This is a genomic window from Methylobacterium brachythecii (assembly GCF_014196345.1).
In the GTDB taxonomy this organism is placed as follows: domain Bacteria; phylum Pseudomonadota; class Alphaproteobacteria; order Rhizobiales; family Beijerinckiaceae; genus Methylobacterium; species Methylobacterium brachythecii.
This window is the reverse complement of record NZ_JACIDN010000005.1, coordinates 92,819-105,474: the sequence shown is the minus strand read 5'-3', so window position 1 is coordinate 105,474 and position 12,656 is coordinate 92,819. Positions and strand designations below refer to the sequence as shown.

Here is a 12,656-nt window from a genome sequence, read left to right as displayed (position 1 = left end):
ATTCGCTCCTCTTTGACGAGCAAGCATCCTGCCAGGGCCGACCGGGCCGCGTATGGTCGGAGATCGGATCGAACGTTGCGGCTGGTGACGCGGCACCGCACCTCGGGAGGTGAGCATGCGGCCACTGCGCTGACGATCAGGTGGCGTTCGCCGCCACGGCTTTCAAGTTTGGTGACGGTGGAATGACAGGGCCGCGCCGCTTGCACGGCGCGGCCCCGAAGCCGGGTCAAGCGCTGACGCTTGCCGGGGCTTCCTTGTTGCGGTCGCCGTGGATGTAGAGCGGCCGAGACTTGCCCTCGACCACCTCGGGGCCGATCACCACCTGCTCGACCGAGTCGAGGCCCGGCAGGTCGTACATCGTCTCCAGCAGGATGGTCTCCAGGATGGAGCGCAGGCCGCGGGCGCCGGTCTTCCGTTCGATCGCCTTGCGGGCGACCATGGACAGTGCCTCTTCCTGGAAGGTCAGCTCGACGTTCTCCATCTCGAAGAGACGGGCGTACTGCTTCACCAGGGCGTTCTTCGGCTCCTGTAGGATCCGCTTGAGGGCGGTCTCGTCGAGATCCTCCAGCGTCGCCAGGACCGGGAGACGGCCGACGAATTCCGGGATCAGGCCGAACTTGAGCAGATCCTCCGGCTCGACCGAGCGGAAGATCTCGCCGGTGCGGCGATCATCGGGAGCCTGCACGGTCGCGCCGAAGCCGATCGAGGTGCCCTTGCCGCGCTGGGAGATGATCCGCTCCAGCCCCGCGAAGGCGCCACCGCAGATGAACAGGATGTTCGTCGTGTCGACCTGCAGGAACTCCTGCTGCGGGTGCTTGCGGCCGCCCTGCGGAGGCACGGAGGCGACGGTGCCTTCCATGATCTTCAGGAGCGCCTGCTGCACGCCCTCGCCCGACACGTCGCGGGTGATCGACGGGTTGTCGGACTTGCGGGAGATCTTGTCGATCTCGTCGATGTAGACGATGCCGCGCTGCGCCCGCTCGACGTTGTAGTCGGAGGCCTGGAGCAGCTTCAGGATGATGTTCTCGACGTCCTCGCCGACATAGCCGGCCTCGGTGAGCGTCGTGGCATCCGCCATCGTGAACGGCACGTCGAGGATGCGGGCGAGCGTCTGCGCGAGCAGCGTCTTGCCCGAGCCCGTCGGCCCGATCAGCATGATGTTGGACTTCGCCAGCTCGACGTCGGAATGCTTCGTCGCGTGGGCAAGGCGCTTGTAGTGGTTGTGAACCGCGACCGAGAGGACCTTCTTCGCGTAGTCCTGACCGATGACGTAGTCATCGAGGACGCGGCGGATTTCCTTCGGGGTCGGGACGCCGTCCCGCGACTTCACGAGCGAGGATTTCGACTCCTCGCGGATGATGTCCATACACAGCTCGACGCACTCGTCGCAGATGAACACCGTCGGGCCCGCAATGAGCTTGCGGACTTCGTGCTGGCTCTTGCCGCAGAACGAGCAGTACAGCGTGCTCTTGGAGTCGTTGCCGCCAGTCTTGCTCATATCGGTCTCCGCTCCGCGAGCGCGGCGCCGGCAAGGGACGCACGCGCATCGCTCAGAATTAAAGGCATCCGCCTAAAGAAACAGTCACCTCAAGGCACGCACCGGGTCCGGGTGGGGCACGAACCCCGATGCAATCACGCTGCCGACTTCGGATCAACCTGCGCGATGCCCCGAACTGTCGCCAAAAGGACGCATCGGGAGGCTGATCCGTACCGCGGCAACGCCTTTACGCCGCCGCCGGCTCCGGCCGCTTGTGCAGGATGTCGTCGACCAGGCCGAACTCCTTGGCGGCCTCGGCCGTCATGAAGTTATCGCGCTCGAGCGCCTGATGAATGGTGTCGTAGTCGCGGCCCGTATGCTTCACGTAGATCTCGTTGAGGCGCTTTTTCAGCGCTTCGATCTCGCGGGCGTGGATCAGGATGTCGGTCGCCTGGCCCTGAAATCCGCCGGAGGGCTGGTGGACCATGATCCGGGCGTTCGGCAGGGCAAAGCGCTGTCCGGCCTCGCCCGCGCAGAGCAGCAGCGAGCCCATCGAGGCCGCCTGACCCGTGCAGAGCGTCGTCACCGGGCAACGGATGAACTGCATGGTGTCGTAGATCGAAAGACCCGAGGTCACCACGCCGCCGGGCGAGTTGATGTAGAAGGAAATCTCCTTCTTCGGGTTCTCGGCTTCGAGGAACAGAAGCTGCGCGACGATCAGCGACGCGCCGTAATCCTCGACCGGACCGGTCAGGAAGATGATGCGCTCGCGAAGAAGACGCGAATAGATGTCGAAGGCGCGCTCGCCGCGGCTCGACTGCTCGACCACCATCGGGACGAGGTTGTTCTGGAAGTAGTCGACCGGATCTCTCATTCTCACGCCCTCAAGCTCAGGGACCGGCCGGGGCGAATCATCCCCGAACCGGTGTTACAAGCCAACTACGGCGGTTGTTAACACCGCCTGATCGGACCCGCTGACCCTGAACCTCGGGTGCGGGTCTCAGCCGGCGGCCTTCTCGGTCGCCGCCTCGTTCGTCTCGGCAGGTGCGGCCTCTTCGTCGTCCTCGGCGAAGAGCGTCTCCTTCGAGACCTGCTCTTCGACGAGCTTGACCTGACCGAGGACGTGGTCGACGACCTTCTCCTCGAACAGCGGCGCGCGAAGCTCGGCGAGCGCCTGCGGATTGTTCCGGTAGAAGTCGTAGACCACCTTCTCCTGGCCGGGGAACTGACGCACCCGGGCGAAGAGGGCTTGATTGACCTCGTCGTCGGAGACCTTGATATCGGCGGTCTCGCCGACCTGCGCAAGCACCAGTCCGAGACGCACGCGCCGCTCGGCGATCTTGCGGTACTCCTCTTGAGCCTTCTCTTCGGTAGTACCCTCGTCCTCGAAGGTCTTTTCGCGGGTCTTCAGGTCCTGCTCGACCTGCGCCCAGACGCTGGCGAATTCCTGCGTGACGAGGCTCGGAGGCAGCTCGAAGGCGTATTTGCCGTCCAGCGCATCGAGCAGCGCCTTCTTGGTCTTGCGGCGCGAGGCGGCCTCGTAGTCGCTGCCGATGGCCTTGGAGACGGCCTCCTTCAGCTTGTCGAGGTCTTCCATGCCGAAGCGCTTGGCGAGCTCGTCGTCGATCGTCACGTCGCCCGGCGCCTGGACGCCCTTCACGGTGACGTCGAATTCGGCGGCCTTACCGGCGAGCTGAGCGGCCTGGTAGTCCTCCGGGAAGTTCACCTTCACGACGCGGCTGTCGCCGGCCTTGGCGCCGACGAGCTGGTCCTCGAAGCCGGGGATGAAGCTGTTCGAGCCGAGTTCCAGGTCGACGTCCTCGCCCTTGCCGCCCTCGAACTCGGTGCCGTCGATCTTGCCGACGAAATCGATCGACACCTTGTCGCCGGTCTCGGCGGCGGCGGCTTCGTCCTTGGCGGCGAAGTCGCGGTTCTGCTTGGCCATGCGATCCAGCGCCTCCTGCACCTCCTCGTCGGAGGGCTTGAGCACCGGCTTGGTCAGCGTGACGTCGGAGAGGTCGACGAGGTCGAAGGTCGGCAGCACTTCGAGCTTCACCTTGAAGGCGAGGTCACCCTTCGCCTCGAGCGCCTTCTCGACGATGTTCTGCTCTTCGTCCTTGGGGAACTCGATCTGCGGCTCGAGCGCCAGCTTGAGGCTGTTGTCAGCCACGATCTTCTGATTGGCTTCGTTGACAGCGTTCTGCAGCACGTCGGCCATCACGGACTTGCCGTAGACCTTGCGCAGATGCGCCACCGGCACCTTGCCCGGGCGGAAGCCCTTGAGCTGGGCCTTACCCTTGATGTTCGAGAGCTCGGAATTCAGGCGATCCTCGAGCTCGCTTGCGGGAAGGAGCACCTGAAACTCGCGCTTCAGCCCCTCAGAAGTCGTCTCGGTCACCTGCATCGTCGTCTCGTCCGATTCTCTAACGTCTTACAGCAATGGCTTTGTCCGCCGCGGGCGAACCCTGGGCGGGGCGACGGACCGAACCTGGGGTCGGAGACCGTCTCGACGCGACCGCGGATGCTCTTTCGCGAGGCCCCTCGGCGGTCACGGCAGTCGGTCTGGTGCGGGCGGAGGGGCTCGAACCCCCACGTCTTGCGACACTGGTACCTAAAACCAGCGCGTCTACCAGTTCCGCCACGCCCGCGGGCACCTGCGAGGAGGCACACGTCCGACCGCACAGGGGCGGCTCTATAACACGCGTGTTCCAGGCCGCAGCAAAAAACTTCGCGCGGCTTCGCCTCGTGTTGGCGCATGGCACCGGCCGCCGCTAAGTAGCATTCTGCGCCTCTGCCGAAGCGCGCCGTCTCTCTCGAAAATCCGGGTGCCATGCCGCCACGCAAAGCCACGACAGGACCGTCGCGACGCGCGCTGCTCGGGGGTGTCGCCGCGCTTGCGTGGCTGCCGCGGCCGTCCGTCGCGCAGACTGCGCCGGCCGCCGCTACCGTTTCCCAAACCTCTGCCGAGACCCTCTGGAATGCGGCGCCCGGCAAGACGCGGCTGAAGCCGGAGCCTGCGAAGGAAACGCCGATCTGGTGCTTCGACGGGAAATCGGCCCCCCCGGTCCTGCGGATCAAGAAGGGCGAGGCGGTCAGGCTGAAGCTCGACAACAAGACCGACAAGCCGCTTTCGCTGCACTGGCACGGCGTGCGCAACAAGAGCGCCATGGACGGCGTCGGAGGTGTCACCCAACCTCCGATCGCGCCGGGAGCGAGTTTTTCCTACGATTTCACTCCGCCGGATGCCGGCACGTCCGTGATCCGCCTGCTGGTCGTCGGCGGCTCGAGCGAGCCATCGGGCCGCGGGCTTGCCGGGATGCTCGTTGTCGAGGAGGCGACGCCGCCCGTCACCGACCGAGACCTGAGCCTCCTGTTGCAGGACGTCCGCCTCGAGGGGGATGGCCAGCCCCTCGCCTTCGGCCAGGTCGAATTCGCCGCCGCCTCGGGTCGCCTCGGCAACCTGGTGACCCTCAACGGCAAGCCGATCCCGGAGGCCATCGAGGTGCCGCCGGGCAGCCGAATACGCCTGCGGCTGGCGAATGCCTGCAACGCGCGCTCGACCCGCATCCGCTTCGATGGCGCCAAGGCCTATGTCGTGGCGGTGGACGGCCAGCCGACGGACCTGTTCGAACCGCTGCGCGCGACGTTGCCCTTCGCGCCGGGCACCCGCTACGACCTTCTCCTCGACATGCCGTCCGAAGAGGGCGCTGCGGTGACGGTCAACGCCTTGATTGGGCAAGGCTTGGCGCTGGCGACCATCACCGCGAAGGGCTCGCCGGTGCTTCGGCGCAGTGCGCTCGCTCCGATCGCGCCGATCGGCACCAATCCCCTGTTACCGGCCGAGGTGAAGTTGCAGAACGCCTTTCGCCGCGATCTCGTCCTCACGGGCGGCGTGCGCATCGACAAGGAGAAGCCCGCGACGGAGCCGACCTACCACGGCGACCCCACCCGGATCTGGCAGATCAACGGCGTCAGCGGCGTGGCCGGCGCCGCGCCGGCCTTCTCGGTGAAGCGCGGTCAGGTTGTGGTGCTAGCTATTCGCAACGACACCTCGTTCCTGCAGACGCTGCATGTCCACGGTCACGCCTTCCGCCTGCTCCATCCCCTCGACGATGGCTGGGAGCCCTATTGGCTCGACACCTTCCAACTCCTCGACGGCAAGACCGCCCGCATCGCGTTCCTTGCCGACAATCCCGGGCGCTGGCTGATCAGTTCCACCGTGCTGGAGCGGTTTGATACGGGGATGTGGACGAGCTTCGAGGTGACTTAGGCCCCGAGCAACTCGGCCAACACCTCCGGCATCATTTCCGGGATGTCCTCGGCGATGAGCCCAGGCCCGTGCCGCAGGCCGGCATCGCCGTGCAGCCAGACGCCGGCGCAGGCCGCTTCGAACGGCTCCATGCCCTGAGCCAGAAGCCCCGCGATCAGGCCGCCGAGAACGTCGCCCGAGCCCGCGGTGCCGAGATAGGGCGAGCCGTGATCGTTGATGGCGGCCCGTCCGTCGGGCGCGGCGATCACGCTATCGGAGCCTTTCAGGACGACGATGCCGCCGACGATCGCCGCGGCACGCCTTGTGCGCTCGATCTTGGAGAGACCCACCTCGACGGCCCGCGTGTTGGCGAAGAGGCGCGCGAACTCGCCCTCATGTGGGGTGAGCACAGCGGCCGAGCCGCCTTCGCTCAGGTGTTCGGCCAGAAGCGGCGCCTGCCCCTTGAAACTCGTCAGCGCGTCGGCGTCGAGCACGAGCTTGCGGCCGGCGGAGGCGGCCACCGCAACAAGGTCGCGGGCCGTCTCACCGATACCGAGGCCGGGGCCGATCAGCACCGTGTCGAGGCGCTCGTCGGTGAGCAGGTCGTCGAGATCGTCTGGGCTGTCGCAAGCGCGGAGCATGATCGCGGTGAGGTGGGCGGCATTCTCGGCCATCGCCGCCGTCGGCGAGACCACCGTGACCAGCCCCGCGCCGACGCGTAGAGCGCCGCGCGCGGCGAGCCGTGCCGCTCCCGTCTTGAAGGCTGGTCCCGACAGGACGAGGGCATGGCCGCGGGTGTATTTATGGGCCTGCGCGCCGGGGCGTGGAAACGCGTCTTGCCAAAGGTCCGGTCCATTGCGGAACGAGGCAGGGCCGACAGCTGCAAACCCGGCTTCGACGGCCGCCTCGCCCGTTCCGATATCGGCGACATGGAGCCCGCCGCAGAGCGATCGTCCGGGCTGAAGAAGATGGCCGGGCTTCAACGTCACGAAAGTCATGGTCTCGGTGGCCGCGATGGCTCCGCCGCGCATCTCCCCGGTATCGCCGTCGAGACCGCTCGGAACATCCACCGCGAGGACGGTCGTGCCGGAGCGGTTGACGGCCTCGATCAGTACCCTCGCCTCGCCCGCGATCTCCCGCGACAACCCAGCCCCGAACAAGGCGTCGATGATCAGGTCGAAGGAGGAGAGATCGTCCGAGGCCGCCACGTCGACCGAAAAGCCCCCCTCCTGCCAATCGGCAGCGGCGAGGGCCGCATCGCCGGACAAGGTACCCAGATCTCCCAAGAGTTGCAGGGCGACCCGGTAGCCGCTGCCTGCGAGCATGCGCCCAGCGACGAAGCCGTCGCCGCCATTGTTGCCGGGGCCGCAGAGGATCAGGATCCGCCCACCGGAGGGAGCCAGAACGCGAGCCCGGGCTGCCACCGCTGCGCCCGCGTTGCGCATCAAGGTGTAGCCCGGGATGCCGCCGGCGATCGCGGCCTCGTCGACCCGCCGCATCGCACTGACCGTCAACAGCCGGTTCGTTGTCATGATGGCCTCTCCGGCTCCTGCTCGCGCACCACCCAGGCCCTGCCTTCAGGATGAGCGAAGTTCAGCAAAATGCTCGAATGTTGTGCATTTTCTGCTTAAGGCTTGCGCAGATCGTGGGCACAGCACAGCAAAACACCGTGGCGATCCGCGGTAGGCGGTGCTACGAATCCATCACCTCCGCGAATGCGCAGATCAGGCGCCCACCGAATGAAGAAGATCGAAGCGATCATCAAGCCGTTCAAGCTCGACGAGGTGAAGGAGGCCCTTCAGGACGTCGGCTTGCAGGGCATCACTGTGATCGAGGCCAAGGGTTTCGGCCGTCAGAAGGGCCATACCGAGCTCTATCGTGGAGCGGAATACGTCGTCGACTTCCTGCCCAAGGTGAAGCTCGAGATCGTGCTCGGGGATTCCCAGGTCGAGGCTGCGGTCGAGGCGATCCGCAAATCCGCCCAGACCGGCCGTATCGGCGACGGCAAGATCTTCGTCTCGAGCATCGAGGACGCGATCCGCATCCGCACCGGTGAGACGGGGCCGGACGCGATCTGACATGGGCGGGAGGGCGACAGCAGCGCGCCTCGCCTTCCGGGACCTGCACGCTCAGGGCTGTTTCGTTCTTCCGAACCCATGGGACATCGGCAGCCTGCGGCGGCTGGAGAAGCTCGGCTTCGAAGCCGTGGCCTCGACGAGTGCGGGCTTTGCCTGGAGCGCCGGCTTCGACGACCTCACGCTGACCCGCGACGCCGTGCTCGGCCATCTGCGCGCGCTCTGCGCCGCAACCGATCTGCCGGTGAACGCGGATTTCGAGGCTGGCTTCGCCGACGATCCGGCAGGTGTCGCGGCCAACGTCGTCCTGGCTCTCGATACCGGCGTGGCCGGGCTGTCGATCGAAGATCGCAAGGGCGACGTCCTCTACGACAAGGCTCTCGCGGTGGAGCGCATCGCGGCGGCACGCGCAGCGATCGACGGCATCGATCGCGAAACGATCCTCGTCGGCCGCAGCGAGGGTTTTCTGATCGGCCAGAAGGATCTGGCGCCCACCATCCAGCGGCTCGTCGCCTATGCCGAGGCCGGGGCCGATTGCCTCTACGCGCCGGGCTTCTCGGATCCGGTTGCGATCCGCGAGATCGTGCAGGCCGTGGCGCCGAAGCCGGTCAACGTCCTGCTGACCTCGCCCGTGATGCGCATGGCCGATCTCGCCGAACTTGGAGTGCGGCGGGTCAGTACCGGCAGCAGACTGGCCTTCGCGGCCTGGACCGGGTTCGATGCGGCGGCACGCATGCTGCAGGAGGACGGCGCCCTGCCGGGCACGAGCTTCAAGAGCGCCTGAGCATCCTCAGCTCCGCATCGTTCCCCTGACCGCGAGCCGACTGCCCTGCCCCACCTCAACGACGTCGTGAGCGAGATCGCCGAAGAGATGCGGCTGCGGCCGGATCGCGGTGAGGTCGCCACCTACATCCCCGAGCTCGCCCGCGCCGACCGGCGGGCCTTCGGCATCGCCGTGATCGGCGCCGACGGCCAGCTTGCCGCCGCCGGCGACAGCGAAACGCCGTTCTCTGTCCAGAGCATCACCAAGGTGTTCACGCTGACGCTGGCGCTCGGCAAGATCGGCGACCGGCTGTGGAAGCGCGTCGGCCGCGAGCCCTCAGGCAATCCGTTCAACTCGATCGTGCAGCTGGAACTGGAGAAGGGCGTCCCCCGCAACCCCTTCATCAATGCGGGCGCCATCGCGGTGACCGATGCCATCCTCTCCGGCCACGAGCCCCGCGAGGCGCTCGGCGAGATCCTGCGCTTTCTGCAGTTCCTGGCCGAGGATTCCTCGATCGCCATCGACGAGGCGGTGGCGGCGTCGGAGAAGCGCACGGGCTTCCGCAACGTCGCGCTTGCCAATTTCATGAAGTCCTACGGTGTGTTGGACAATCCGGTCGACTACACGCTCGGCGTCTATTTCCACCACTGCGCCGTCGCGATGTCGTGCCGGCAGCTCGCCATGGCAGGCCGGTATCTCGCCCATAGCGGCCGCAACCCGACGACGGGCCTGCTCGTCATCTCGCCGGAGCGCGCGCGGCGTATCAACGCGATCATGCTGACATGCGGGCACTACGACGGCTCGGGCGACTTCGCCTATCGCGTCGGCCTTCCGGGCAAGAGCGGTGTCGGTGGGGGCATCCTGGCGGTGGCGCCGGGGAAGGCCTCGATCGCCGTGTGGTCACCGGGTCTCGACGCTGCCGGCAACTCACATCTCGGCCGCATCTCATTGGAGATGCTGACAAAGCGCATGGGCTGGTCGATCTTCGGGGAGTAGAAAAAAGGGCTCCGAAACGAGAACGGCGCGGACCCGAAGGCCCGCACCGCTGATCTCGATTACTGCCCGATGAGCATCAGGCTGCAGCTTCGGCCTCGCTGAGCGAAGAACCGGTGCCGGCTTCCGCCTCGGCAATGGTCTTCAGGATCTGCGAGGCGATCTGGTAGGGGTCGCCTTGGCTGTTGGGACGGCGGTCTTCCAGGTAGCCCTTATAGTCGTTCTTCACGAAGGAGTGCGGCACGCGGATCGAGGCGCCGCGATCGGCGACGCCGTAGGAGAACTTGTTCCACGGAGCGGTCTCGTGCTTGCCGGTCAGACGCTTGTCGTTGTCCGGGCCGTAGACGGCGATGTGGTCCATCAGGTTCTTGTCGAACGCCGCCATCAGCTTCTCGAAATACGGCTTGCCACCGGTGGTGCGCATGTAGTCCGTCGAGAAGTTGGCGTGCATGCCCGAGCCGTTCCAGTCGGTGTCGCCGAGCGGCTTGCAGTGGTACTCGACGTCGATCTCGTACTTCTCGCAGAGGCGCTGCAGGAGGTAGCGGGCCATCCACATCTCGTCGGCGGCGCGCTTGGAGCCCTTGCCGAAGATCTGGAATTCCCACTGGCCCTTGGCCACCTCGGCGTTGATGCCCTCGTGGTTGATGCCGGCCTCGAGGCAGAGGTCGAGATGCTCATCGACGATCTTGCGCGCGACCGAACCGACGGCCGAGAAGCCGGCGCCGCAGTAATACGGGCCCTGCGGCGGCGGGTAGCCCTGGGCCGGGAAGCCGAGCGGACGGCCGTCCTTGTAGAAGAAGTACTCCTGCTCGAAGCCGAACCAGGCGCCCTCGTCGTCGAGGATGGTCGCGCGCTTGTTGCTCGCATGCGGGGTGACGCCATCCGGCATCATCACTTCGCAGAGAACCAGGATGCCGTCCTTGCGAGCCGGGTCGGGGAAATGGCGGATCGGCTTCAGCATGCAGTCGGAGCTGCCGCCCTCGGCCTGCTTGGTCGAAGAGCCGTCGAAGCCCCAGATCGGGAGCTGCTCGAGCGTCGGGAAGCTATCGAAAGCCTTGATCTGCGTTTTGCCGCGCAGGTTCGGCACCGGCTCGTAGCCGTCGAGCCATATGTACTCGAGCTTGAATTTCGTCATCCCTGATCTCTCGTTCGCCGATTTTGCTCGGTCTGAGGACGCCCGGCCGAACCGGACCGTCTACGGCCGCTGCAGCGCTTGCATTTCGTGTGCCAGCCCCGACCGCCTTCATACAGCGCTGGTTGGCGCGCGAACGGGCATTCCTTGCCCGGATAAAGCGCGGCCATACGCGCGTCCATGTCGCCGAGAGAACGAATTACCCCGCGAATTGCCTGAAAAAGCGGCAAATTCCCTCTCGCGGCCGTCTGGAAACGGATGCGAACGGGGGATATCAGTGCGCCCGGCCAACGTGCGCGACGGGAGGGCGCACGACACCAGAGGTCGCTCGGGCACGTCCCCCGCGTCCGACGATCGTGGACCGTTAGAGCCTCACCGTCGCGAGCACGTCCGGCGAGATCGGCCATCGGCCGCGGTCCCGGAACCTCCGTCGAACGAGGCGGCCACGCTCCCTTGCCTACGCTCCCTTCCTGAGGAGAACGCCGACGATGAAGAACGCAGCCGAAGTCCTGAAGGCGATCAAGGACAACGACGTCAGATACGTCGACCTTCGCTTCACCGATCCCCGGGGCAAGTGGCAGCACGTCACGTTCGACGTCTCCCTCGTCGACGAGGAGCTGTTCTCCGAAGGCACGATGTTCGACGGCTCCTCCATCGCCGGCTGGAAGGCGATCAACGAGTCCGACATGCTGCTGATGCCGGATCCGGTCACCGCCTGCATGGATCCGTTCTTCTCGGCCTCGACGATGTCGATCGTCTGCGACGTGCTCGAGCCCTCGACCGGCGCGCCCTATTCCCGTGATCCGCGCTCGACCGCCAAGCTCGCCGAGGCCTACCTGAAGTCGACCGGCATCGGCGACACGATCTATGTCGGCCCCGAGGCCGAGTTCTTCGTGTTCGACGACGTGAAGTTCGGCGCCGATCCCTACCATACCGGCTTCCAGCTCGACTCGACCGAGCTGCCGTCGAACGGCTTCACCGATTACGAGGGCGGCAACCTCGGTCACCGCGTGCAGACCAAGGGCGGCTACTTCCCGGTTCCGCCGCAGGATTCGGCTCAGGACATGCGCGGCGAAATGCTGGCCGCCATGCAGTCCATGGGCGTGAAGGTCGAAAAGCACCACCACGAGGTGGCCTCGGCCCAGCACGAACTCGGCATGAAGTTCGACACGCTGACGCTGCTCGCCGACCACATGCAGATCTACAAATACGCGATCCACAACGTCGCGCAAAGCTACGGCAAGTCGGCGACCTTCATGCCGAAGCCCGTTTACGGCGACAACGGCTCGGGCATGCACGTGCACCAGTCGATCTGGAAGGATGGCAAACCGCTCTTCGCCGGCAACAAGTACGCCGACCTCAGCCAGGAGTGCCTCTGGTACATCGGCGGCATCATCAAGCACGCCAAGGCGCTCAACGCCTTCACCAACCCGTCCACCAACTCCTACAAGCGCCTGGTGCCGGGCTACGAGGCTCCCGTGCTGCTCGCCTATTCGGCGCGCAACCGCTCGGCCTCCTGCCGTATCCCGTGGACGACGAACCCGAAGGCCAAGCGTGTCGAGGTTCGCTTCCCCGATCCGATGGCGAACCCGTACCTCGCCTTCTCCGCCCTGCTAATGGCCGGCCTCGACGGCATCATGAACAAGATCGATCCGGGTCCGGCCATGGACAAGGATCTCTACGATCTGCCGCCGAAGGAGCTGAAGAAGATCCCGACGGTGTGCGGCTCGCTCCGCGAGGCCCTGCAGAGCCTCGACAAGGACCGTGCCTTCCTCAAGCAGGGCGGCGTGTTCTCGGACGACCAGATCGACTCGTTCATCGAGCTGAAGATGACCGAGGTGCTGCGCTACGAGATGACCCCGCACCCGATCGAGTTCGTTCAATACTACTCGCTCTGAGCGATCGACGACGTCAGGACGAAGAGGGGGCCGGAGCGATCCGGCCCCTTTCTTATTTGCGATGCCGGC

10 protein-coding genes and 1 tRNA gene are annotated in these 12,656 nt (G+C 65.9%); 5 read left to right on the top strand and 6 right to left on the bottom strand.

What is annotated here, in order from left to right:
- Positions 1–226: 226 nt before the first annotated feature.
- The 4 genes from clpX to GGR33_RS14050 form a co-directional block, all read right to left on the bottom strand.
- Positions 227–1,498, bottom strand: a complete 1,272-nt coding sequence (gene clpX, locus GGR33_RS14065) for an ATP-dependent Clp protease ATP-binding subunit ClpX (RefSeq protein ID WP_183506258.1) — start codon at positions 1,496–1,498, stop codon at positions 227–229.
- A gap of 226 nt (positions 1,499–1,724) precedes the next feature.
- Positions 1,725–2,351, bottom strand: coding sequence for an ATP-dependent Clp protease proteolytic subunit (locus GGR33_RS14060; protein WP_183506256.1), 627 nt, complete (start codon positions 2,349–2,351; stop codon positions 1,725–1,727).
- Positions 2,352–2,477: 126 nt separating this feature from the next.
- Entirely contained in the window at positions 2,478–3,881 is a 1,404-nt protein-coding gene (gene tig / locus GGR33_RS14055) for a trigger factor (protein WP_183506254.1), read from the bottom strand.
- Positions 3,882–4,040: 159 nt separating this feature from the next.
- Positions 4,041–4,125 (bottom strand) — tRNA-Leu (locus GGR33_RS14050).
- A gap of 182 nt (positions 4,126–4,307) precedes the next feature.
- Between GGR33_RS14050 and GGR33_RS14045 the strand changes: the two genes are divergently transcribed.
- A complete protein-coding gene (locus GGR33_RS14045; protein ID WP_183506252.1) occupies positions 4,308–5,747 on the top strand; it encodes a multicopper oxidase family protein in 1,440 nt (479 codons plus the stop codon).
- Here GGR33_RS14045 and GGR33_RS14040 read toward each other — a convergent pair.
- Positions 5,744–7,258, bottom strand: coding sequence for an NAD(P)H-hydrate dehydratase (locus GGR33_RS14040; protein WP_183506250.1), 1,515 nt, complete (start codon positions 7,256–7,258; stop codon positions 5,744–5,746). The two genes, GGR33_RS14045 and GGR33_RS14040, sit on opposite strands and share 4 nt — an antisense overlap.
- Before the next feature lie 207 nt (positions 7,259–7,465).
- Here GGR33_RS14040 and GGR33_RS14035 point away from each other — a divergent pair, with 207 nt between their 5' ends.
- The 3 genes from GGR33_RS14035 to GGR33_RS14025 are packed head-to-tail and all read left to right on the top strand — an operon-like array spanning position 7,466 to position 9,560.
- A complete protein-coding gene (locus GGR33_RS14035; protein ID WP_183506248.1) occupies positions 7,466–7,804 on the top strand; it encodes a P-II family nitrogen regulator in 339 nt (112 codons plus the stop codon).
- A 1-nt stretch (position 7,805) separates the two neighbouring features.
- Positions 7,806–8,585 carry an isocitrate lyase/PEP mutase family protein gene (locus GGR33_RS14030; protein WP_183506246.1) on the top strand — a complete coding sequence of 260 codons (780 nt, stop codon included), beginning with the start codon at positions 7,806–7,808 and terminating at the stop codon, positions 8,583–8,585.
- Between the two features lie 45 nt (positions 8,586–8,630).
- Positions 8,631–9,560, top strand: a complete 930-nt coding sequence (locus GGR33_RS14025; RefSeq protein ID WP_183506903.1) for a glutaminase — start codon at positions 8,631–8,633, stop codon at positions 9,558–9,560.
- Between the two features lie 76 nt (positions 9,561–9,636).
- Here the strand turns inward: GGR33_RS14025 and GGR33_RS14020 are convergent, their stop codons facing one another.
- Positions 9,637–10,692 (bottom strand): glutamine synthetase beta-grasp domain-containing protein, encoded by a 1,056-nt coding sequence (locus tag GGR33_RS14020; RefSeq protein ID WP_183506245.1) that lies wholly within the window; start codon positions 10,690–10,692, stop codon positions 9,637–9,639.
- Positions 10,693–11,177: 485 nt separating this feature from the next.
- On the opposite strand from GGR33_RS14020, the gene glnA reads away from it, so the two are divergent.
- The gene (gene glnA / locus GGR33_RS14015) at positions 11,178–12,587 is read left to right on the top strand and encodes a type I glutamate--ammonia ligase (RefSeq protein ID WP_183506243.1); all 1,410 of its coding nucleotides are present in this window, start codon (positions 11,178–11,180) and stop codon (positions 12,585–12,587) included.
- Positions 12,588–12,656 lie beyond the last annotated feature (69 nt).